The sequence below is a fragment of the Psychrobacter sp. NPDC064578 genome, from assembly GCF_044901245.1.
GTDB classification, from domain to species: domain Bacteria; phylum Pseudomonadota; class Gammaproteobacteria; order Pseudomonadales; family Moraxellaceae; genus Psychrobacter; species Psychrobacter cibarius_C.
On sequence record NZ_JBJDPI010000009.1, the window covers coordinates 121,007 to 145,137 of the forward strand.

Genomic DNA, 24,131 nt, shown 5'->3' on the forward strand with positions numbered 1-24,131 from the left:
CGGAGTTAAAAGCACTTGAATGAATAGTGCTTAAATGAAAAGCACCCAAATTAAAAAGTGCTCAAACTAAAAAAAATTGGGTCAAAGAATCACTCAATAGCGCTGTTATTATGTAAATATGACCAAGTTTTAGAGTGTTTTTGATGATGGCAGCTATAGCAACCAATCAATAGGTAGCCATGACATGATAGTCAGCCAGACATGATCGCTGATATCGACGCGTGGCTCTGAATCGTAAACTACTTTTTTATCGTCTTCCATAGTATGCCACTGTAGCTTACCATTATCTGATAGTTTGACTTCATAAGCTTGGTTTAGCAGGTCATCGCTCAGCGCACCATGCAATTGTTTGGCCAGCTCATCATCATTGATGATCACACCCATCTCTGTATTGATATTGGCAGAGCGAGGGTCGACATTATAGGAGCCAATGAATACTTGATAGTCATCAACGGCAAACGTTTTTGCATGTAAACTGGTTGAGGATTGACTACGAGCTTTCCAAAGCTTGTTTTCACGTTTTTCTTCAGAGGCGGTGGATTTTAGCTCGTATATTTTGACACCAGCGCGCAGCAAGTTAGGTCGCCATTGACTATAGCCAGAATGCACAGCAGTCACGTCGGTCGCATCAAATGAATTGGTCAAAATCTTAATCTCGATACCAGCTTCAGCCAATTGCACTAAAGTATTGACACCATCTTTGGTGGGTACAAAATAAGAGGAAATGATGGTTAGCTTTTTGGTTGGGCTGCCTAATAAGGTACGCAATTGATGCACCAAATTGGTATCTGCTGGTACCGTTTTGGTCAGCTTGCCCACATCATCACTCAAAAACTGCATATCTGTCCAGCGAAAAGGCACGCGTTTATTGACCAAGTCACTATCTATCGTTGACTCTTCTAGCGCTTCTTTATACACCGTCAAATGATTGTCGCTACCTTTTTCATCCTGACCGAGCTTGTCCAGTGCCGCTAGGAAATCAGGCGCTATATTGTTGTCAGGCTTCACTAGCGTTTCGATGTCAAATGACAAAGGCGACGACCAATAGCTTGAAAAACTGTTGTCAATATCTGCGACGACTTTACCGATGAGTAAAACATCCAAATCCGCAAATTGACTATTTTGGTCATTGCTCAAATATTCATTGCCAATATTACGTCCCCCAATGATGGTAATCTGCTTATCAAAAGTCATGCTTTTATTATGCATGCGGCGATTGATACGTGGCAGACCTGTGACGTAGTTTAATGTTTGAAACTTACGATGCATCAGCGGATTGATGATTCGTACTGCAATATTCGGGTGACTGGAAAAACGTAATAAATGCTGATCGAAAGTGGCATCATTATTAAAATCATCTAATAGTAAGCGTACAATGATGCCGCGTTCAGCCGCTTCCCACAGATCTTTCAATAGTAGCTGACCAGCTTGGTCATTATGCCAAATATAATACTGCGCATCGATATTACGTGTGGACATGTCCGTTAATATACTGCGAGAAGCAAAAGCATTGGCACCAGTTACAATGGGGTGATAGCCGGATAAATCTGGGTGAATATCATTCTGCTCGCTAATCGATGCTACCAAATCAACGTCATTGGTTGCTACTGTGTCACTTTGTCCAGTTTCTTGATTGTCTTCTTGTTGATATAAGTCATGTACTCGTGCTGATAATGCTTGGCTTTCAGGTAAGTGCGGCTGTTTTGGCAAAACCTGACATCCACTAAGACCTAAGGTTAGTCCGAGTGTTAGACTCAACGATAAGTTGCTTGGTTCTATACTGAACATCGACATAAATGAATTACCTTAGTGAGCCTTACATAAAGAAGTATTTGTTAGAAAGTAAGCGTGAGGGCATGTCCTCAGTTTTAGCCCATTAAAAAGACTATCAATTGAATGAAGGACATGCGCTAGTGCATCGTTTATTTTACCGATGATAGCACTGATTACGAAGCGTATAATAATATCGCCCAAGGCAAAAATTAAATCGCCGCTAAGCTTATCAGCTGTCGTCATCTATGCCTATTATAAATACGTTATTTTTGTTAGATTCAGCGACTTATCCAGTCATTATTTACTTATCGTCTCTCTTTCATCTGTTGTTGAGAAAGAGATAGATGTGTATTCAAAAATAATATTTAGCCATCGCTTGAAACCAGCTGTGTGGAATAAGTTGACATGATATGATAACGCTGATGCATTCGGTCGATAATCAGAAGAATAAGCAGTCATTTTATATCAATCAAAATACCAATCAAAGCAACGGAATATTTATGAGTCAGTCGCAAGCCCATGATGATAAAAATGTAGATAAATTAGATCCAAACTGGCGCAGTGACGCGCTCAATTTAGATCTCGATTATGGTATGCAAACCATTGCTGTACGGGCAGGGCAACATCGTACCGATGAGGGTGAGCACTCAGAGGCTATCTTTACTACCAGCTCGTACGTTTATACCTCAGCGGCAGATGCCGCGGCACATTTTAATGGAGACAAGACGGGCAACGTTTACTCACGCCACACCAATCCAAGTGTGCGTACCTTTGAGCGTCGTTTAGCAGCGCTTGAAAACGGTGAGCGTGCAGTGGCGACAGCCTCTGGCATGGGCGCGATTTTGACTATGTGCTTGGCATATCTGAAAGCAGGCGATCATTTGCTTGCTGCCAATCAATTATTCGGCTCATCGATTGGTCTATTTAATAATTATATGGCAAAGTTCGGTGTGGAAGTCAGCTACGTTGATTGCTTCGATAATGATGCGTGGGCAAACGCCGTTCAACCAAACACCAAAGTCATTTATTGCGAAAGCCCTAGCAATCCATTGGCACAGATTTGTGATATCGGCTATTTAAGCCAGCTGTGTAAAGCCAATGATATTCTACTCGTTGTGGATAATTGTTTTGCTACCCCAGCTTTGCAGCGTCCGCTTGATTTGGGTGCAGATGTGGTGATTCATTCTGCAACTAAGTATCTAGACGGTCAGGGTCGAGTACTTGGCGGCGCATTGGTCGGCAGTGATAAGCTTATGCAAGAGGCGTTTACTGTGGTACGTTCAGGCGGTATCAGTATGAGTCCATTTAACGCATGGGTATTTACCAAAGGGTTAGAGACGCTGAAATTGCGTATGCAAGCGCATTGTCAAAATGCCAATCAAGTGGCAGAGTTTTTGGTCAATCATCCCAATGTTAGTGCCGTACATTTCTCAGGTTTGAGTGATCATCCCGCTCATGAGCTTGCGACGCGTCAACATCATATGACAGATGGCTATGGTGCTATCATGGGTTTTGAGGTAAAGGCTTCTGACAGCACCGATTCAAATAGTCGTGATTCAAAATCTGCCGCTTGGCATGTCATTGATTCCACCCAAATGGTTTCTATCACCAATAACTTGGGCGATGCCAAAACGACGATTACCCATCCTGCAACAACGACCCATTTTCGCTTGAGTGCAAAAGAGCGCGCAGAAGCGGGCGTCAAAGATGGTCTTATTCGTTTGTCAGTAGGCTTAGAAGATGTAGAAGATATCATCAAAGATTTGGCGCGTGGTTTAGACAGTTTGTAAAGATAACGGTATAATCGCGGTTAGCACTTTATATTAGTAAAATATCAATCATTTATGATTAAAAAACAAAAGAGGCAACTATGAATATTCAAGCATTAATGCAACAAGCACAAACGATGCAAAAGAAAGTCGAAGCAAACGTTGAAAATGCTAAGAAAGAGCTTGCGAATAAAGAAGTACAAGCTGAAGCGGGCAGTGGTCTGGTAAAAGTTACCATGACGGGTCGCCATGTGGTTAAGCGTTTAACCATCGATCCAAGCTTGCTAGAGGATGAGCCAGATATGATCGAAGATCTTATCGCTGCTGCTATCAATGACGCCGTTCGTCAAGCAGATGCGCTATACGAAGAAACCATGGCTGGCGCGACATCAGGTATGGGTCTACCACCTGGTATGCAAGGTATGTTCTAAGTCGTTATTTTTTAAGCCAAACACGACATATTAAAGACAAAATGGGGTTGTTATCGACACGATACGACCCCATTTTTATAGCTACGATTTATAAATTAAGTTAAATAAAGGAAGATGCTTTGCTGACAGCCAAATTTGATCAGCTGGTTAAACAGCTGCGTATTTTGCCGGGTGTGGGTCAAAAAAGCGCCCAACGTATGGCGCTGCATTTGCTCACCAAAAAACGTCCACAAGGCATGGCACTTGCCCAAGCGCTTGATGAGGCGATGCGCGATATCGTCGAATGCCAGCGCTGCCACAGCTTCAGTGATGATCACATCTGTCCGCTGTGCCAAGATCCGCGCCGTGATGATGCCTTGCTATGTGTGGTTGAGACCGCAGCAGACGTGATGGCTATCGAACAAACCGCAGGCTACCGTGGCCGCTACTTTGTGTTAGGTGGTCATTTATCTCCGATTGATGGTATTAGCGCTGATGATTTGAATATTGAACAACTGGTCTGGCGGGTCAAGCAAGAGCCTGTTGAAGAGTTGATATTGGCGACTGGTACGACTGTCGAAGGGCAGACCACCGCGCACTTTATCAGTGCAGCGGTTAGTCGTCATGTTAATAAGGTCACACGTTTGGCACAAGGTGTGCCAATGGGCGGCGAGCTTGAATATCTTGATAGCATGACCCTTGGACAAGCGATACAAAATCGTTCATTTTTATAGCACACTGACATTTTTTCTATAACTTCTTTATAAAAACCAAGTCTTGTCCATTTTATTTCATGAAATTGTTATAATTGATTCACTAGGGCGTGTCCTCAATTCAATCGATAGTTATCTAAATGGGTTAAAAATGGCTAAATCTTGCTAAACGGCGTCAAATAGCTGGCTAATATCTCGATATTATCTGCGCTATTTTCCTTGTTTAACTGCAATTTATCTCATTTTTATCACCATTTTTAAAATGAGGACAAGCCCTAGTATTTTATTATTTACTTTTATTGAGACGCCCTTTAGCGTTTTATTTTCTCCTATTTATGCAGGTATCTGCCCGTGTCCAACCATGCTTCAACAGCTTCAACTGCTGCCATCCAATCAAACCTTGCAGACAACATTAACATTGCTGCTTCTGATGATTTATTAGCACCATCAATTAATTCTAAAATAGAGTCAGCAGATCTGCCGTCAGAGCCAGATATTGATGCGCTGCTAGATAGTGCCGACGAAGCTGCTGTCACGTGGGTGCGTGAGCAAAATGGTTTGGCTGAAGTTATCGACGCATTGGCAACTTGTGGTCGGGTGGCGTTAGATACCGAATTTATCAAACGTGATACTTACTATCCGCGCTTGGCATTGGTGCAGTTAAATGTGGGTGATCATATTTATTTGCTAGACGCCCCGCAACTGCAATTGGCTGAGCTGTGGCAAGCGCTGATGAAAGTGGATGTGGCGATTTGGCATGCCTGTGGTGAGGATTTAGGAATTTTTTATCTACTCTCTGGTTGTCCGCCATTGACCAATATATTTGATACGCAAATTGCGTTGTCTTACTTAACGGGTCAATTGCAAATGGGCTATCAGCAAGCGCTTGACGACCAGCTAGACATGCACATTGATAAAGAACAAAGCCAGTCTGACTGGCTGCAACGTCCATTATCAGATGAGCAAGAGCAATATGCGATTGATGACGTACGCTTTTTGCCAGCACTCTACTTAAGTCTTGAATATGCGTTAAAAAAGCAAGGTTTGTACGATTATGTATGGGCAGATTGCCAGCTTTATGCCAGTGATTTGTATGATGCTCAGCATGTTGAAGACAATGCAATGTACCTAACAATGGCAGATTATCGTTATACTTCACAGCAGATGGCGATACTGCAAGCGGTTGCGACGTGGCGCGAGGAGCTGGCGCGTTCGACCAATCAGCCGCGTACGTTTGTGATTAAAAAACAAGCAGTACGTGAGATCATCACTGAAAAACCAAGTAATATGCGAGAGCTTGCGCACAAAACCACGATGCATCGCAGTATGTTGCGCTTATACGGCGAAGAGCTGCTAAAAGTGATAAATCAAGCAAAAAACCTGCACCCTGCTGAATATCCTGATTGCCTATTACCGCCGTATCGCTCAAAAAATAAAGTACTGTCAAAAGCAGTGCAGCAAGCGATCGATAATCATGCACGAGCTATCGGCGTACCTGACAATGTATTGATGCGTAAAAAGTGGCTCGGGCAATTGTATGAAGTAATTGCTTTTGATAAGGAGTTAAGCGAGTTGCCAGAAGGTTTAAAAGGCTGGCGGAATGACTGGGTCATGAACATCCTGATTCCAGTCATCAAAAAACATAAAACTGAGTTGCAGCAGGGTATGGGTATCAATGTTCGATAAGCCATAAGATTCTATCATTGATAAAAGATGATGATTTTCTCAAGACGTAAGTTTGTTATGCTCGAACTGTCCATGTTGTAAAAAGTATCTGGTTTGCGCGGCTACTGTTTTATCGACCAGCATCCCAGTATGCGAGACTGGTAAAACTATATGATCCGTGGCAGCCTCTATTTTGGTTTCTTCTATATATACGGTGCCATCGTGTAGTAGATGTTCTACTGATGGCATATTATTTGTCTTACGCAGTTTGCGATTATGATATTGTAAAAACAGTTGACCCAAACCGTAGGGGCGATTACCCGCAATCACCCCAAGGGTAATATGTTTTGGTAGTGGCGCTACGCTGCCATCTAAGGCATCGACGTATGAGCGCCCTACCACAGCTGGGGTTAAGCGCCAAATGTAGTCAGCACATACACTGCCTACATGCGGTGTCCCAAGTGTCACGCAGCGTCCGATCTGCCACTGCGGATATGCAGTGACAAAATCACGAATAATCAGACCGCCCAAACTATGACCAACCAAATCTATCGGTTGGTCAGGGTGATGATGGTTTTCTAGCCAGCTATTTAGGCGGGCACTATTGGTTTTGATACCGTCACGCATACTACGATAACCGAATTGATGAGTATCAAATCCTGTTGCTTGCAAGCGTTTGGCGAGTGGTCGCATGATCCAAGCGGTTTGGTGCAGACCATGGATGAGAATGACGCAGTTTTTTTGTGGCATGGCATTTTCCAACAAAGTAAAAATAGTTTTGGTAACATATGAAAAAGAATGCTAAAAACGTGAAGAACCAGTCTTTATAACTCATATAATCTATGTATATTAAATCTAGCTCAAGTTTGACTCATTTTACGGAGTTCTATTCCCAACCTTATATGGCAATATATAATAAGGATAATTGAGCAAACCACTGCCCAACCTAGAAAGCTTAGTAAGTACTTATCCCAATGTTTATAGATAACAAGTTGGTAGTTGTGATTCAGCTTTCTGTTTTCTGCAATTTCTTGATTTTCTAAGTAATCTATAAAAGCGCCACTATCATCATATCCAAAGCAGTTTTGTTTCCACCATTCATTAGAATGCTGAGTTTTCCAAATTACTTCTCCATAACTACCATATAATTGAGCTTTGCACAGCTTTTTTTGGAAGTTGTTACTAACTGCGCTAGGACTTCTGTTAAAAACTAATACTCCTAATATATTAGCAGTAGTAATAGGTTGGTCATCAAATAATACAGTTTTCTGATCAAGTAGGTTTACTTTAACAATTTGGCAGATTGCTATTTCATCAGGTCGTTTTTTTTCACAGCTGATGTTTAACTTATAGTCATTAAAATAGATACTGATAACTGTGGCTAGAGCAGCAAAAAACATGATGCCTGCTATGAGTATGACACCTTCAAGCTGAATGGGCTCGTGATTAGACACTGTCGTATTTTTATTTGCACGAGTCATTTTAGCTATTCCACATAAGATTAAATGAGAAGATCATTATAAAGCGTTTGCTTATAGACACAATTATGATTTTAACTAACTATAGTCGATTAAATTTAAAAAGAATTAAGTGCTGCTGAGATAAGTTTTACGTAGCATCTACAGTGACGAAGTCGCACAGCAAGTAAGGAAAATATGTATTAGTAGCAGGCTATTCTGATCATCTTTTGTTTTATTTAGAGTTAACCATGCTAAGAGCATAACAAGTCAGATAAAGTACATACAAAATAAAAACCTCCAAGTCAGCTGCTGACTTGGAGGTTTATTTTTATATCAACTGTTCATACTTATTTGAAAACTACATGTAGTTTTCGATACTTGGGCAAGAACACATGAGATTCTTATCACCATAAGCGTCATCGACACGTGCTACGCTTGGCCAGAACTTATGGGCGCGGATATAAGGCAGTGGGAATGCTGCTGTGTCACGGCTGTATGGGTGCGTCCATTCGCTGTTGGTGACCATCGCCGCGGTATGCGGTGCGTTGACTAGTGGGTTGTCTTCTAACGTCCAACCCTCTTCGCCAGCTTTGGCTTTCATTGCTTCGGCTTTGATAGATTTTAGGGCACTGATGAAACGGTCTAATTCTTCTTTAGATTCAGACTCAGTTGGTTCAATCATCAAGGTACCCGCAACTGGGAAGCTCATCGTTGGTGAGTGGAAACCATAATCCATCAAGCGCTTGGCGATATCGCTTTCACTGATGCCAGTCTCTTCTTTTAGCGGACGAATATCGATGATACATTCGTGCGCGACGCGACCGTTTTTGCCCGTATAAAGGACAGGGTAGTGGTCTTTTAATTGAGCAGCGACATAGTTAGCATTTAATAGCGCAAGCTCAGTGGCTTTTAGCAGACCATCACGACCCATCATGGCAATGTACATCCATGAAATTGGTAAAATACTTGCTGAACCATAAGGGGCTGCTGATACGGCCGAGCAGTCTTTTTGCGCATTATGCACAGGGCTCAATGTATGATTGGCCATAAAGGGTGCTAAATGCGACTTCATGCCGATAGGGCCCATGCCTGGACCGCCGCCGCCATGCGGGATGCAGAAGGTTTTATGCAAGTTCATGTGTAATACATCAGCGCCAACGTCAGCCGGTTGCATCATGCCAACCTGTGCATTCATATTGGCACCATCCATATAAACTTGACCGCCATGTTTATGGATAAGGTCACAGATTTTACGGATGCCTTCTTCAAACACGCCATGCGTTGATGGATAAGTAATCATCAATGCACCTAGATTGGCACTGTTTTCTTCACACTTAGCAGTTAGATCATCGATATCAACGTTACCATTGTCATCAGTTTTAACCACGATTACTTTCATACCCATCATCATAGCCGTCGCAGGGTTGGTACCGTGCGCTGACTGAGGGATTAAACAAACATCACGGTCAGTTTCACCCAATGATTCGTGATAACGGCGAATCGCTAGCAGACCAGCATACTCACCTGAAGCGCCAGAGTTTGGCTGCATAGACACATCATCAAAACCAGTAATGGCTTTCAACTGGTCTTGCAAGCTATCAATCATGGCAACATAACCTGTGACTTGGTCACGTGGTGCAAAAGGATGCACATTAGCAAATTCAGGCCAAGTAATCGGTAGCATTTCACTGGTGGCATTCAGTTTCATGGTACAGCTACCCAATGAAATCATGCTGCGGTTCATTGCCAAATCTTTGTCTTCAAGCGATTTTAAATAACGCAGCATTTCATGTTCGGTATGATGCGAGTTAAATACTGGATGCGTCAAGATAGCGTCAGTACGCAAGTGCGCACTATCAAGAGAAACGCGAGCGTCTTCTGGTAGGTCATGTGCTTTACTAACAAACAGCTGAGTTAATACGCTAAAGTCATGTTGATCGCTGGTTTCACTAAACGCGACGCTTAATTTGGTTTCACCAAGACGCCATAAGTTATAGCCTACATTGTCAGCATTTTCGAAAATTTGAGTGGCCAGTTTTTCTGATCCACAATCAACGACGACGCTGTCAAAGAATTGGTCATGTACGACATTTAAGTTGCTGTCGTTGGCATTTTTGATGATATCAGCAAAGGCAGTCGCAAAGGCATGGATACGAGTAGCGATACGCTTCACGCCACCTGGGCCATGATAAACGGCATACATACCGGCTAGGTTGGCAAGCAATACTTGTGAGGTACAAATGTTTGAGTTGGCTTTTTCGCGGCGGATATGCTGCTCACGAGTTTGTAGTGCCATACGTAGGGCAGTATTACCTTGTGAGTCTTTAGAGACGCCGATGATACGACCAGGAGCTGAGCGCTTAGCTTTGTCAGAGAAGGCAAAGTAAGCAGCATGTGGACCACCAAAGCCCATTGGGATACCAAAACGCTGCGTGCTACCTAAAGCGACGTCTGCGCCCATATCTGCTGGTGATTTTAATAATACTAAGCTCATGATGTCACTGACGACACTCACGTAGGTTTTGTTTTTCTTCACAGCAGCGATGACGTCGGTTAAATCTTTAACATCGCCTTCAACACCGACATATTGGAATAGCGCACCAAAATAATCGCCTGATTTAGCCAGTTCGAAATCACCAACCACCACTTCCCAACCAAAGTACTTGGCACGGGTATTAATAACATCTAAGGTTTGTGGATAGATACGGTCATCAACAAAAAACTGCGTTGATTTGCTTTTGCTGACACGCTTTGACATTGCCATGGCTTCTGCGGCAGCCGTTGCTTCATCAAGCAAGGATGCGCCAGCAAGCTCAAGACCAGTCAAATCAATACATACTTGTTGGAAGTTAAGCAAGGCTTCTAAGCGACCTTGGGCAATCTCTGCCTGATAAGGCGTATAAGCGGTATACCAGCCTGGATTTTCAAGTACATTGCGCTGAATGACCGCAGGCATACGCACAGGCGAGTAGCCTTGACCGATATAGCTTTTATTAACAGTGATGTCATCTGCCATGGTACGCAATTTGGCAAGCGCGGCATGCTCACTCATCGCCACTGGCAAATCTAGCTCTTTATGCAAGCGCACGGGCTCAGGCACGGTATCGTTGATGAAGCTCGCCATGTCTTGATAACCAACGGCACTGAGCAGGTCAGCTTGCTTGGTCTCATTAGAGCCTAGATGACGATAGACAAATTCAGCTTCGTTGAATAAACCTTTAAAGGTATCAAACGTTGGGTTTTGCGAGATAGTCATGACAATCCTTGGTTAAGGGAGTAATAAAGGGTGGCTAAAATAAATAGTAATAACAACTAATGACGATTTAAGATTTTATACGTAATGAACAAATTGTTTTTGGTCAAAGCGGAACTGGCTGTTGTAAACGCCATTATCAGCGCGCTCACCAGCACCAATCATCATAATGATATGTTGATCGTTACTTAAATTTAATAAGCGCTTCATGGCAGGCTCATCAAAGCCACCCATCGGACAGCTATCAAAGCCATGCGCGCGTAGGGCAAGCATTAGGTTTTCAGCCGCAAGGGCAGTATTGTTGGTTGCCCAGTTTTTGGTGTCTTCAAAAGTATAGTAAGGTGATTTAATCGGACCTTTTACCCGTCTGACCACTTGAGTCGCACCCCATTTAGCCGCTGATACCACATTGGCAGGTCCTCGTAAGAAGTCCATGGCAACGACTTTGGTATAATAGTCTTTGACTTTTTTTGGTACTGGCTTATCAGGGTATTCGCGCAATATTTGCTTGGCATGGTCATGCCACACATCGGTGCGCGCAACGACTGCGATTAAACGAGCGGCGGTTTTCGCTGCATTTTGATTCATGCAGTTTTTCACCGCGCGTTTGCGCTTGTCCGCATCATCAATCACATAAAATTCCCACGGCTGTAGATTGCTAGAATTTGGCGCAAGCATGGCCAAACGCAAACAGTCTGCTAACACATCATCAGGTATCTTTGTGTCGGTAAAGCGGCGGACTGAACGACGTGATTCAACCACCTCGCGAAACGCTTGTAGCTGCGGTGTATTATCAGGCGTGGCAAATTTTTCTTGAGAACTTGCTTGAGCGTTTGCTTGATTATCAGTGTCAGGGGTCATATGAGAATCCATGCTGGAGATTAAGTGATCAACTTGGGGCAGTATTGAGTACGTCTCTTTAATAGCGCCTGACAAGTAATTGATATGAATAAATCAGATAGCGATTGGACGCAATAAATTGAGCGATAAGCATTCTAAGAAAAAGTGTACAGATATCAGCTGACGCCAATATCTGTCATAACAAGCTATGTTTTTTAAGGTTATAAGTAGCGGCATTTAAATAAAACATCGCTTTTAAAGCGAGAGAGTGAAGCTGATATTACAGCTCGCTTTCGTACTCATCAGCGGTTAGCAGTGCTTCATAGTCAGCGATGTTGTCAGGCTTCATTCTAAAGAACCAACCTTCGCCATATGGGTCAGAGTTGATGATTTCTGGATCGTCTTCTAGGGCTTCGTTGATCGCAACGACTTCACCTGAGATAGGCGCATAAACGTCAGAAGCAGCTTTTACTGATTCAACAACAGAGATTTCGTCATCAACAGCGATGATGTCGCCCACGTCTGGTAATTCAACAAACACCACGTCACCCAATAGGTCTTGAGCATGGTCAGTGATACCAACAGTGATAGTACCGTCGTCTTCTAAGCGTAACCACTCGTGGCTGGCGATGTATTTTAGTTCTGCTGGGATATTGCTCATGGTCTCTCTCCTAAGTGATAGAGGATGGTTAACAAAAATAGTGGACGTTAATAATAGGGTTTATAATGCCTACGAGTCAAACTGCTGTTTGCCATTACGGACAAACGGTAGCTTAAGAACACGAACATCAACGAACTTACCTTTGCCGCGTAGATCGACCTGAACGCTATCATCATCTGATACGCTGGCAGGCACACGGGCAATCGCAATCGAATTTTTTAGGCTAGGGGAGAATGTACCACTGGTGATAATGCCAGTTTGCTCATTGTCCGTGCCTTGATTGATGGTGACTGTCATGCCTTCACGCAATACGCCGCGCGTCGTTAGCAATAAGCCAACTTGCTTCATGGCAGAGCTATCGTCTTTTGACTGTTGACGCTTGCTGACCAAAGCGTCACGACCGACAAAATCACGATCGTCTTTTAACGCAAGTGTCCAGCCCATGTTGCACTCGTAAGGACTGACGTTGTCGTCCATGTCATGACCATAAAGGTTCATGCCAGCTTCCATACGCAAGGTATCACGCGCGCCAAGACCGGCAGGTTTAATGCCATTGGCTTTCAATTGCTCAAAAAACGCGGGTGCATCATCACCATGCATGATGACTTCGACGCCATCTTCACCGGTATAGCCAGTCCGAGCAACAAACCAATCTGCGCCTTCGATGTCTGTTAAATCAGCACCAACGAAAGGCTTAAGACCAGCTAAAGTATCTGCCCAGCTAGGTTTGGTTTGCGCGAGTTTTTCAACAGCGTTTGGTCCTTGCACGGCAATCATCGCAAGCTCTGGACGCTCAGTGATGCTGATGTCAAAACCTTCGGCGACTTTGTCAAATTGTGCCATGTCTTTATCACGAGTAGCAGCGTTTGAGACGATGCGGTATTCAGTAGCGTCTTCGTTCATTAGGTAAACGATTAAGTCATCGATGACGCCACCTTGCTCGTTGAGCATGCCAGAATATAGCGCTTTACCGACGGTTTTGAGTTTATCGACATCATTGGCCAGTAGCTTTTGTAGCCATGCTTTGGTATCGCTACCTGTGACATCAGCGACGACCATATGTGAGACATCAAACATACCAGCATCAGTACGCACCGCTTCGTGCTCTTCGATTTGCGAACCATAATGGATTGGTAGTTCCCAACCAGAAAAATCCACCAGCTTGCCGTCACTATCAACGTGAGACTGATAAAGAGGTGTGCGTTTAGCGGCTGAAGTGTTGGCGCTTTGAGCAGTGTTATCTTGAGTAGTGGTCATAACAAATCCTTATGTGGACATCAGCTGCATTCGATAACCAGTCGTAAAAACAAGTATCAAAGTATGAGGGCTGATGTGCCTTATCATAGTAGCGAGAAGCAATATTGCAAGGTGCAAACATTGCAACCAAGGGTAGCACAGAAAAATAGCGCAATCCGCCAAACAGACGCCGAACGTCGGTTTAAGCAAAAGCCCTATCTGTCCTGTAACCTGAGATTTTCAACACGAACCATCATTGCACGTTTTTAAAAGCATCAGCCTTAAAAAACCAAATTAAATGATGTCGCATTTTCTCCCCTTCGGTGGGTAAGGCGTCGTCCGTCCTTACCGCTCTCCAGATTTGTTATGCCTTATGTTTGGGTGTGCTACGCAATTGATGGTAGACAGCGAAACAGTCGTGACATGTGTTTTTCAGTCCTTTTACCTGAGCGATTGGCAGGGTGGATGCGCCTTCGGTGGTCAAGTAGCAATTATCAGCGCCAGCTCATTAATATGAACGCACCTGATATTGTGCTCAAGACTCTCTCCTGAAAAACGCTTTTATTATGAAAGGTTCAAGGCGCTTTTACAAGTCATCTACGCGATTAAAGTGAATAATTTTGGCAAAAATGATTTTTTGTGAGAATAATCAATACCGTATCGATAAGTAAAGCGTTTTACGTTTGGTAGGCAGTAGTCAATTTAGCACGAATGCCCATCGTAAAACGTAAAGCGACTACTGATATTCACCCAAAATATGCTAATCTATGGTGATAGTTTCTGATAGGTCATTATTATGCATTGTGATATTTATAAATTCCCGAAACATAACGATATGTATGTCTATATTGCCCGTCCTGATTATCCTGACGATACCGACGAGATTAAAGATTGGCTTGGCGTATTACCAAAAGATTTTCGTGCCAGTTTAGGGCGCAGTAAATTTGTGATGCACTTGGATTTAGCCAATACGCCGACGCTTGCGCGCGTTGATAAAGCAGAGGTACTGGCAAAATTACAGTCGCAAGGGTATTTTGTACAAATGCCACCGCAAGATGTGATGCGCCGCCAAGCGGAATTACGTGCGCGCGAAGCACAAGACAATATTTATGATTAATGGGTATTTTTGAAGCGAGTTTTTAATCAGCCTCTTTTGGCTATGTTGCATGACAGCCAGCAAGAAAAAGTTTACGACACATTTGCGCTCATGCATTTTGGTAGAAAGTCGTGATAAACTAGCAGGCTATATGAGCGACAAGACAAAAAATACGTGGCGAGGCAAAAGGTCGTGTTTCAAGTGCTTATGTCTTAAGGGCTTTTGGCGATAATGTATTCGATATTATGGTTCGTTGAAACAGCACATTGTCTATCGTTAAGCGCGTAAACGCGCTGCACAATTTATAAACGCAGGTAACTACACACGCATGGACTGGTTAAAAGGTATTATAAACAGCTTACCGCTGGAAGCCATTAGTGATATTCTCGGCGAAATTGCTATTTGGTGGGGACAGCTGGTAAAAGACGTGCCACCCGCAGACTTACCGATGTATGCGTATCTGGGTGGTGTCGTTATTGTGTTGGTATTGTGGTTGCTGGTCGCTCGTATGCTGCCGCGGCCGTTGGGCGGTATGAGTTGGATGATATTGTTTGCTGTGTTATTGGCACCAGGTACTGCCCTTGGCGATCCAAGTGTGATTGCCCCCGCTAGTATCGCCGTGGTTTATGCGATTATGATGAAGGACACGGCTGGCGCGATTACCAATATGCTGCCGATACTCGTCGTGTTAGTGGTCGGCTTGTTTGTAGGCTTCGTCTGGCAGCTTATTCGCGGTGCTTTTGAGTCAAGTCTAGACAAAGCGCGGAGTCGTACTGCAGAAGATACACAAGCCACCATGCAGCTGACGACTGGTAATTATTTGACAGAAGGCGCGACTTTAACCGATCACGCCACTGTTGCTGAACCGTCTAATAAAATGCCTGTAGCGGCTAATCCTAAAGCAGACGTTAGCTTAAAAAAAGACAGCAGTTTAGCTAAAAAGCCTAATATGGAAAAGCTTGATAAGTAGTAAAGTAACATCAGTAAAATGATATTAAAATTTTGCTAGCGATGATTGGATCTTTGCTTTTATGGTAGCTATATAAAAGACGCTATCAATAAAAATATTGTGAATGAAAAGCACCATAAAAAAGACACCATGCGTGTCTTTTTTTATGAAAAAATGTTTTATGACTGTGCCGACCAACCGTCAAAAGGCGTTCAAGGCATCTATTGTTTTTCAACAACTGCGAACGCATGAGTATTTTGGCAATCAATCATGCTGTGCTAATCTAAATGATTATTTATTTGCCATCAATTGCCTTTAATTCTTTCCTGGCTCTTGATAGCCCTAATCTATAACAATAACTGAGACTTGATTATGAGCACGACTGATAAAACGAAAAAAAGCTTTACTGGTACGCAAAATTATATTGCCACTGACGATTTGCAGTTGGCGGTCAACGCCGCGATGACGTTACAAAAACCACTATTGATTAAAGGCGAGCCGGGCACCGGTAAGACATTATTGGCGGAGGAGGTCGCTGAAAGCTTAGGGATGCCGCTGATTACATGGCACATTAAGTCAACCACCAAAGCGGAGCAAGGGTTGTATGAGTACGATGCCGTATCGCGCTTGCGTGACTCGCAACTGGGTGATGATAAGGTTTATGAGATTGGCAATTATATCAAACCCGGCAAGCTATGGGAGGCATTTACCAGTAACGAGCGCAGTGTGTTGCTAATTGATGAAATTGATAAAGCCGATATCGAGTTCCCAAATGACTTGCTACATGAGCTGGACAAAATGTCTTTTTATGTCTATGAGACGGGAGAAACCATCACTGCTGCGCAGCGTCCTGTGGTCATTATCACCTCAAACAATGAAAAAGAGTTGCCCGATGCTTTCTTGCGTCGTTGCTTCTTCCATTATATTGACTTCCCAGAAGAAGAAACCATGCGTCAAATCATCGACGTTCATTTCCCTAATATCCAAGAAAAACTGGTCAATGATGCGCTGGATATTTTTTATAAGCTGCGTAATGTCCAAGGGCTCAAAAAGCCACCATCAACCTCAGAGTTGGTAGATTGGTTAACGTTGCTACTGGCTGATGATATGGCACAAGAAGAGTTGGAAGAAAACTTACGCGGTGAAAAGTCTATCCCGCCATTATATGGTGCACTGCTAAAAAACGAAGCCGATGTGAGCTTGTTGCAACGCTTTGCTAATATAATGCGGCGTTAAGCAACAGACTTTTTTCAAAATGACAACACGCCCTAATAAAACGGCTTCACTTGTCACCATATCAGCCAATAAGCGATGCGACTCTTATGTTTATCAAATTGTTCTATACCTTACGTACTTATGGTGTGCCAGTCAGTACGCGTGAGCTGCTTGACCTAAATGCCGCGTTAGATCAAGGGCTGATGATGCAGCCGCATCCTGAAAATCCAGAGCTGTCTACCTTTGCCAGTCGTGAGGATATGTACCGACTGATTCGGCTTTGTATGGTCAAAGACGAACGCCATTTTGATAAATTCGATCGAGCAATGGCAGATTATTTCGAAGGCGTCGACAGCCTGGATATGGATGAGCTATTGGCTAAATTGACGGACATTCCTAAAGAGTGGCTTGACTTAAAATTAGACCCAAAAAACCTAACCGAAGAGCAGCGCCGACTGCTCAAAAAATATGGCTCGTTAGAGGAGCTAATGAAAGCGCTTGAAGAGCGTCTCAAAGAGCAAAAAGAGCGGCATCAAGGCGGTAATAAATGGGTCGGCACTGGCGGTACGTCACCATTTGGGGCTTATGGTGATCATCCGGAAGGGGTGCGCGTCGGCGGTGAATCGCGTAAGCGTAGCGCCGCTAAAGTCTGGGAGCAGCGTAAATATCGCAATCTCGATGATGACAGTCAGCTTGGCACGCGCCAAATTCAGATGGCGTTACGTAACTTGCGTCAGTTTGCCCGTACCGGTAGCGCGGATGAGCTAGACATTCATGAGACTATCAAACGCACGGCCAAAAAAGGCGTGCTTGATATTCATATGCAAGCGGAGCGTCGTAACCGCGTCAAGGTGCTGATGCTGTTTGATGTCGGCGGCAGTATGGATGTCCATGTTGAAGCACTTGAGAAATTGTTTTCTGCGGCTAGAAATGAATTTAAAACCTTAGAGTTTTTTTACTTTCATAACTGTTTGTATGACTATGTTTGGAAGGATAATAATCGTCGCCATAGTGCACCGATGCCTACCTTTGAGCTGCTTAATAAATACGGTCGCGAATATCGCGTTATCTTCGTCGGTGATGCGTCAATGTCGCCATATGAGCTGATGACAGTTGGTGGCAGCGTTGAATATATGAACAATGAGGCGGGTATTGTTTGGCTCAAGCGGGTGCTCGCGCATTTCGATAAAGTCGCTTGGCTCAACCCTGAAGATCCAGCGTACTGGCAATATACGCAAACCATCGTTGAAATTAAGAAACTATTCGACAATAAAATGTATCCGATGACCTTACATGGGGTAGAAGATATGACCAATTATCTAGCGCGTTAATTTTGAGTTTTGGATGAATGCTCTAACTTATAAAACCTGTTAATCCCTATATTTTCTGATAAAAGCAGCCGTTATGACAGCATAGCGGCTGCTTTTTTGTCGAAAATAATCAGTTTTGCAGTCACACTGCATTGGTATAAGCAGCAAAATATGATAACATTCATTTTAAATGAATCTTATAGAGGCGTTTTGACTGGTTCGGCAAAAAATTTGATGACAAGAATTTGATAATTGTTTGTAAAAATCAGTCGTCGTTGCTTATTTAAGCACTTCATTTTTCATATGTGAATCAACCAATCAATGTAATGAAATTATGCCATTTTCAATCATTTTAGTAGCAAAAAAGCGCGTGCAAGTATTACATTCAGTAGACTAAACGAGTTTGACAGCGCTCCTCATATGTTTTGGAATTGGTACTAATAAGAGAGACAGTATGGCTTCACCAAAGACTTTAGAAATCGTCACCGCAACTGTTCCCGTCCTTGAAGAGCATGGAACGGCAATCACCACGGTGTTTTATAAAAACATGTTTGAAGAGCATCCCGAGCTGTTGGACATATTTAACGAAACCAATCAAAAATTGGGTCGTCAACAGACGGCTCTAGCGACGACCGTGTTAGCCGCTGCTAAGCACTTGGATAAATTGGCGACGTTATTGCCACAAGTCACGCAAATCAGCCACAAGCATCGCGCGTTACAAATTTTGCCTGAGCATTATCCTATTGTTGGTAAGCATTTAATCGGTGCAATTAAGGAAGTGCTGGGCGAGGCGGCCAATGACGATATCATCGATGCTTGGACTGAAGCTTATGATGAGATTGCCTCAGTATTTATCCAGATTGAACATGGCATGTATGAGGAGGCGATGTGGCAGGGTTTTGCGCCTTTTGTAGTGATTAAAAAGGTAGCAGCCGCTACGGATATTGCGGCCTTTACAGTTGTACCAGCCAAGGATAATGCAGAAAGTCATCAAGAGATCGACCTGAGCAAATTGACTTTAACCGCAGGTCAATACATCACGGTGAAAACAGATCCAAAAGACAGTGACCATGTTGCGCTACGTCATTACTCTTTGTACTCTGCTAGTACTGATGCAGGCATTCAGTTTGCGGTCAGACGTGACAATCGCAATGAGCATCATGGTTTGGTCTCTAACTATATGCACGACCAATTAGAAGTGGGTGACACGGTTTTATTATCGGCACCAGCAGGTGACTTTGCGCTCAATCAAGACTTGGTACAGCAAAATGAGATTCCGCTAGTATTGATAAGTGCTGGTGTTGGTGTAACCCCTGTGCTATCTATGTTGGAGGCACAAGTATTAGCCAATCCAAAACGACCTATTATCTGGGTTTATGCTTGCCAAAATGATGCGCATCACGCTTTCAATACTGAAGTGGAGACGCTGTTAGAAAAGGCTGAGACTGTAGAGAAGCATGTCTTCTATTTTGAGTCGGGACAACTATTAGATGAGGCGTGGCTTGCTCAATTACCTAAGCCTGCTGATATTTATGTCTGTGGCTCGATGCCATTTATGGAAAGCATGATTGATGGGCTAGTGACGCTAGATCACGGTGTTGATAGCGTTCATTACGAACCGTTTGGTCCCAAGATGAGTTTGGGCGGTTAATTTTAGCTATTAACTGTTGCTATTAATAAAAAAAGCACTTGGATGACAGAGTCGTCTCAAGTGCTTTTTATTCAATGCGATTTATCTTATTTTTATCACTATTTTAAAAATAAATACATCGCCTAATCTTTATTTTCAACCAACCCTATCATCACACCCATCTCTTTTTTATCATGCTTATCAATACTGGGCGCGTATAACGCCGATGCAATCCCGCCATCTAAAAATAGAGCATTCGGACAGCTTAAGTCATCCTTAAACAACGATGCAAATTGATAAAATGTCACAGGCTCATCACTATTGACAAATTTTATGTGACCGTCATCGCAAACACCTGCGCCATTACGAATTTTGAGTGAGGTGCTATCAGGATTAAATTGCGGATGTATCTCGTTATTGATAACCAACATAGGACCTGATTGGGTGGCATACCAAGGCTGTGCCTTACTACTGTTAAGCTGATCGTCAAAGGCGTTACTTTCCGTAATTTGCACGTTGCCCGATTTATTCCACCACAGCACACCATTGGGCAATAAATGGAAATTGCCACCGCCTTCTTTGAGATTTAGCGATTTGATCTCTTCACCATCAATGATGGTATAGCCAATCGGTGCATAGTTCTCGTTATACATACCTGCATTCATAGCAAAGCTAAGAGCTTGATTTTTTGGTAAAGTCGCTAATAACCTATCAAAGGTTAGCAACGATTTCGTGCTGTCAGGCTGCTGCCAAAATAATTTTAATGAGTAGCGGCCATTCATCAAGGCTTGAGCGTCAACGCTACAAAAACTATAAGAAAATGGTGCATCCTGAGTCTGGCACGACCAGTTTTGTGTCTTGTTGTCAGCAGCATCAGTGCTTATTGGTTGGCAAGCACTGACACTTAGCAATAGTAGGGCGACTGCTCCTAAAGGTAAGGAAAGAGCGAAATTTGGCATCAATGATATATCTTTTATAGTATGGAGTGAGATATAAATAGTCAGGGCTCACGGATTTTTAATCGCTATTTCTCAATCACTGCTAGGCGGAAATTCGCGAAAAGTATTATTGACGTTACCGATTAACTGCCCACCGCCAGTGATACTCGCAAAGTTACCAAGGCTCTGTTCCACCGATGTGGTGGTTTCTCTACCTTTATCCCGTGAGTCTTTATTATAAGCAATGAGGGCGTCATCATTGGCTAAAAAGCTATCTGGGTTCGCCATTACCCACATCTGATTAAACACATCTGCGCGGGCGCTATTATTGAGTAGCGCTCCCTTATCGGTAAAATAAAAGAACTTCGATAATAGTTTTATCTGCCCATCATCGAGACGACGCGCGATATGATACGGTTGTAATTGGCTTGGGTGTTGTAAACCTACTGCGCCAACGATACTGGCTAGGGATTTCAGAGTGTTCTTATGGAAGCTTGCGACGCGCTCAGCTTTGCTTGGTACATCCAGCGCCTTTTGACGATACGGGTCTTGGGTGGCAACGCCCGTCGGGCAAGTATTGGTATGGCACGAACGTGATTGAATACAGCCAACGGCAAACATAAAGCCGCGCGCTGAATTACACCAGTCTGCGCCCAAGGCAATCATACGGGCAATATCGAAACCAGAGACGATTTTACCACTCACGCCAAGTTTGATTTTATCGCGAATGCCTGCGCCGACCAAAGTATTGTGTATTAATAAAAACCCTTCAACCATCGGCATGCCGACATTGTCCATGAATTCGACAGGAGCCGCGCCAGTACCGCCTTCTGCGCCATCGATGACGATAAAATCAGGATAGTTATCGGTTTCGATCATGGCTTTCACAATCGCCATAAACTGCCAAGGCTGACCAACACAAAGCTTGAAGCCCACAGGTTTGCCGCCTGACAACTCGCGCAGTTGTTGCCAAAAAGCCACCAATTCTCGTGGGGTGCTAAAGGCTGTATGCGACGAGGGCGACACACAATCTTGACCTGTCGGTACTTGACGGGTATCAGCGATTTCTTGGGTGATTTTCTCCGCGGGTAGCACGCCACCTTTACCAGGTTTTGCCCCTTGAGATAATTTGATTTCAATCATTTTTACTTGTGGATCAACCGCTTTTTCGGCAAAAGACTGCGGGTCAAAATTGCCACTATCATCACGGCAACCAAAATACCCTGTACCTAGCTCCCAAATCAAATCACCACCGAACTTGCGATGATAAGGGCTGATAGCCCCTTCACCCGTATCATGAGTAAAGCCGCCCATTTTTGCGCCTTGATTGAGCGCCATAATCGCGTTAGCCGATAAGCTGCCAAAGCTCATCGCCGAGATATTAAATACCGACATATCATGGGGCTGCTGACAACGCTCACCGCCAACCATAATACGAAAATCTTTATTTTCTAGAGGTTGGCTAATCGCTGATTGTAAAAACCATTCTTTACCATTGGTGTATAAATTATCTAGCGTACCAAAGGCATTGGTGTCACTGACATTCTTAGCACGTTGGTAGATTAGCGCTCGCTGCTGGCGTGAAAACGGTACTTGTTCTTTGTCATTTTCTAGTAAATATTGACGAATTTCAGGACGAAAATCTTCAAGCACATAACGGATATGTCCGGCAACTGGATAGTTTTTCAAAATAGCATGCTTTGATTGTAAGACGTCATAAATTCCCAAGCATACCCCAAACCCACCGAGAATAATTAACCACCAATTTAGCAATAGTAGACCTGCTAAAAATATTAAGATGGCAGCGCCAAAGGTGCTATAACGCAGCAATAAGCCGACCAAATACGGAGAGTTGGTTTTAGGTTCAGGATTTAGATTGGTACGAGATTGGGGCATGGCTACACTCAACAGTAATACATAAATATTAAAAAGGTGACAATGATTTAAAGAGAGAGTAGGGAAAAAACCACCCCCTTATGACCATTATTGTTAGACACTGACAAAGCGCTCAGATTTATCGCCTACATCATACACATATGATATCACTGCATAGCAGTAATTGGGTAACAGAGTGCTACTGTTGATGTTGCTAGTGGCGTGATTTTAACAGACAACTTGTACCAAAGTTTTCTGCTCATCGATCACTTTAAGCTTAATCTCAACGGGCAAAAATTGCTGAATGAGCCATGCTTGGGTTTCAGCGTGCTTACTAACGACACGTGCGGTAAACTTGCCACCGCCTGCTAAAGCCAACGGTAAGAGTAATTGGTCGGTTAAGTATTCATCGACCAGTGAGTCGGTGTTAAATATATAACGTTTGACTAAGCCTGATAAACGACAACCTATCTTTTCCGCCGAGCTGCGTTTCTCTCCTAGTAAAGCAAATACCTCGGCGTGATATTCTTTATGATTTTGGGTGTCAGAAACCTCATGAGTGACTTGTGCATAACAGCTATTGCCTTCACCAATGCCTTGCAATTTAAAGCTTTTAGTCGTAATTAGTGTCTTATCAATACCTGCTTCAACCAATGATGCTTGAGCCCTGGCAAGCTCGCGTTTGCAAATGTCGTACTCTAGATTGAGCACGCTCGCGACCAGCTCTATACCGTTAAGCTTACCGCGTTTAGTCAGGTTAAATTGTGAAGCGCTTGCATGGCGCATAAATGGCGTTATCGTCGCTTTAATCATGCCGCCACCAATAGGCGCAAACCCTGCTTGTACAAACTCGATATCCACGTGCATACCTAATTTCGCTACTGCAGGGACGAACGCTTGCTGTAGGAAATCTGTCGTTGGTGCGAGAGGATTGTGCGTGCCGCCTTTGATAGTCACGGTAGATGGTGATGCTGAACCAGTATTGGCAAAAAGCAGGGCGGGTAAAAGCGTTTGTAGCACAAGACTGGTGCTGCCTGCTGAGCCAATATCAAAATTATAATCGCCTGATTTCACTTTGCTTGGCGTAAAGGTGAACGCCATACTGCCCAAAACGGCACCTGTCACGGTGGCATTTGATATTTGCTGCGAGGCTTGTACACACATCAAGTGCTGACGCATCAATCCAGATTTAGCTCTTCCAGCACGAATATTGGTGATCTCGATTGGTGTGCCTGTGAGCATCGATAACGATAGGGCAGTGCGAATGATTTGCCCGCCACCTTCGCCAGTGCTGCCATCTATTTTTAGGGTTTTGGGATTTGTTTTAGTCATGAGTAT

At 43.6% G+C, this 24,131-nt stretch carries 19 protein-coding genes and 2 riboswitches; of the genes, 9 read left to right on the top strand and 10 right to left on the bottom strand.

Annotation, left to right across the window (positions count from 1 at the left end):
- Positions 1-153: 153 nt before the first annotated feature.
- Entirely contained in the window at positions 154-1,794 is a 1,641-nt protein-coding gene (locus tag ACI2JM_RS11705; protein ID WP_270896975.1) for a phospholipase D family protein, read from the bottom strand.
- 479 nt (positions 1,795-2,273) lie between these two features.
- On the opposite strand from ACI2JM_RS11705, the gene ACI2JM_RS11710 reads away from it, so the two are divergent.
- The 4 genes from ACI2JM_RS11710 to ACI2JM_RS11725 all read left to right on the top strand — a co-directional run bounded on the left by ACI2JM_RS11710 (position 2,274) and on the right by ACI2JM_RS11725 (position 6,351).
- Positions 2,274-3,563: an O-succinylhomoserine sulfhydrylase gene (locus ACI2JM_RS11710; RefSeq protein ID WP_404644350.1), complete on the top strand. Its 1,290-nt coding sequence runs from the start codon at positions 2,274-2,276 to the stop codon at positions 3,561-3,563.
- An 80-nt stretch (positions 3,564-3,643) separates the two neighbouring features.
- A complete protein-coding gene (locus ACI2JM_RS11715) occupies positions 3,644-3,973 on the top strand; it encodes a YbaB/EbfC family nucleoid-associated protein (protein WP_045445429.1) in 330 nt (109 codons plus the stop codon).
- A gap of 119 nt (positions 3,974-4,092) precedes the next feature.
- Complete coding sequence (recR, locus tag ACI2JM_RS11720; protein ID WP_238035459.1) at positions 4,093-4,686, top strand: recombination mediator RecR; 594 nt, start codon at positions 4,093-4,095, stop codon at positions 4,684-4,686.
- Between the two features lie 330 nt (positions 4,687-5,016).
- The gene (locus ACI2JM_RS11725; protein ID WP_270896966.1) at positions 5,017-6,351 is read left to right on the top strand and encodes an HRDC domain-containing protein; all 1,335 of its coding nucleotides are present in this window, start codon (positions 5,017-5,019) and stop codon (positions 6,349-6,351) included.
- Positions 6,352-6,390: 39 nt separating this feature from the next.
- On the opposite strand, the gene ACI2JM_RS11730 is transcribed toward ACI2JM_RS11725, so the two are convergent.
- The 6 genes from ACI2JM_RS11730 to gcvT form a co-directional block, all read right to left on the bottom strand.
- The gene (locus tag ACI2JM_RS11730; protein ID WP_404644353.1) at positions 6,391-7,080 is read right to left on the bottom strand and encodes an esterase/lipase family protein; all 690 of its coding nucleotides are present in this window, start codon (positions 7,078-7,080) and stop codon (positions 6,391-6,393) included.
- A 110-nt stretch (positions 7,081-7,190) separates the two neighbouring features.
- Entirely contained in the window at positions 7,191-7,811 is a 621-nt protein-coding gene (locus tag ACI2JM_RS11735; protein WP_060491436.1) for a hypothetical protein, read from the bottom strand.
- A 337-nt stretch (positions 7,812-8,148) separates the two neighbouring features.
- Positions 8,149-11,046, bottom strand: a complete 2,898-nt coding sequence (gcvP, locus tag ACI2JM_RS11740; RefSeq protein ID WP_404644355.1) for an aminomethyl-transferring glycine dehydrogenase — start codon at positions 11,044-11,046, stop codon at positions 8,149-8,151.
- 75 nt (positions 11,047-11,121) lie between these two features.
- Entirely contained in the window at positions 11,122-11,904 is a 783-nt protein-coding gene (locus ACI2JM_RS11745; protein WP_404644357.1) for a nitroreductase family protein, read from the bottom strand.
- A 259-nt stretch (positions 11,905-12,163) separates the two neighbouring features.
- Positions 12,164-12,544 carry a glycine cleavage system protein GcvH gene (gcvH, locus tag ACI2JM_RS11750; protein ID WP_198330513.1) on the bottom strand — a complete coding sequence of 127 codons (381 nt, stop codon included), beginning with the start codon at positions 12,542-12,544 and terminating at the stop codon, positions 12,164-12,166.
- Positions 12,545-12,613: 69 nt separating this feature from the next.
- Entirely contained in the window at positions 12,614-13,801 is a 1,188-nt protein-coding gene (gene gcvT, locus ACI2JM_RS11755; protein WP_404644359.1) for a glycine cleavage system aminomethyltransferase GcvT, read from the bottom strand.
- 188 nt (positions 13,802-13,989) lie between these two features.
- Positions 13,990-14,149: riboswitch (glycine riboswitch) on the bottom strand.
- 54 nt (positions 14,150-14,203) lie between these two features.
- Positions 14,204-14,341: riboswitch (glycine riboswitch) on the bottom strand.
- Between the two features lie 235 nt (positions 14,342-14,576).
- On the opposite strand from gcvT, the gene ACI2JM_RS11760 reads away from it, so the two are divergent.
- From ACI2JM_RS11760 to ACI2JM_RS11780, 5 genes are all read left to right on the top strand, one after another.
- Entirely contained in the window at positions 14,577-14,897 is a 321-nt protein-coding gene (locus tag ACI2JM_RS11760; protein WP_045451381.1) for a YcgL domain-containing protein, read from the top strand.
- A gap of 307 nt (positions 14,898-15,204) precedes the next feature.
- Positions 15,205-15,846 (top strand): hypothetical protein, encoded by a 642-nt coding sequence (locus ACI2JM_RS11765; protein WP_404644361.1) that lies wholly within the window; start codon positions 15,205-15,207, stop codon positions 15,844-15,846.
- Positions 15,847-16,197: 351 nt separating this feature from the next.
- A complete protein-coding gene (locus ACI2JM_RS11770; protein ID WP_045451389.1) occupies positions 16,198-17,061 on the top strand; it encodes a MoxR family ATPase in 864 nt (287 codons plus the stop codon).
- An 86-nt stretch (positions 17,062-17,147) separates the two neighbouring features.
- A complete protein-coding gene (locus ACI2JM_RS11775; RefSeq protein ID WP_404644364.1) occupies positions 17,148-18,371 on the top strand; it encodes a VWA domain-containing protein in 1,224 nt (407 codons plus the stop codon).
- Between the two features lie 433 nt (positions 18,372-18,804).
- Positions 18,805-20,001 carry a globin domain-containing protein gene (locus tag ACI2JM_RS11780; protein ID WP_201502300.1) on the top strand — a complete coding sequence of 399 codons (1,197 nt, stop codon included), beginning with the start codon at positions 18,805-18,807 and terminating at the stop codon, positions 19,999-20,001.
- Between the two features lie 122 nt (positions 20,002-20,123).
- On the opposite strand, the gene ACI2JM_RS11785 is transcribed toward ACI2JM_RS11780, so the two are convergent.
- From ACI2JM_RS11785 to rtcA, 3 genes are all read right to left on the bottom strand, one after another.
- On the bottom strand, positions 20,124-20,939 hold the full coding sequence (locus ACI2JM_RS11785) for a phosphodiester glycosidase family protein (RefSeq protein WP_404644367.1): 816 nt from the start codon (positions 20,937-20,939) through the stop codon (positions 20,124-20,126).
- Between the two features lie 72 nt (positions 20,940-21,011).
- The gene (locus tag ACI2JM_RS11790) at positions 21,012-22,814 is read right to left on the bottom strand and encodes an FMN-binding glutamate synthase family protein (RefSeq protein ID WP_404644369.1); all 1,803 of its coding nucleotides are present in this window, start codon (positions 22,812-22,814) and stop codon (positions 21,012-21,014) included.
- A 207-nt stretch (positions 22,815-23,021) separates the two neighbouring features.
- Entirely contained in the window at positions 23,022-24,125 is a 1,104-nt protein-coding gene (gene rtcA / locus ACI2JM_RS11795; protein ID WP_404644371.1) for an RNA 3'-terminal phosphate cyclase, read from the bottom strand.
- Between the last annotated feature and the right edge of the window lie 6 nt (positions 24,126-24,131).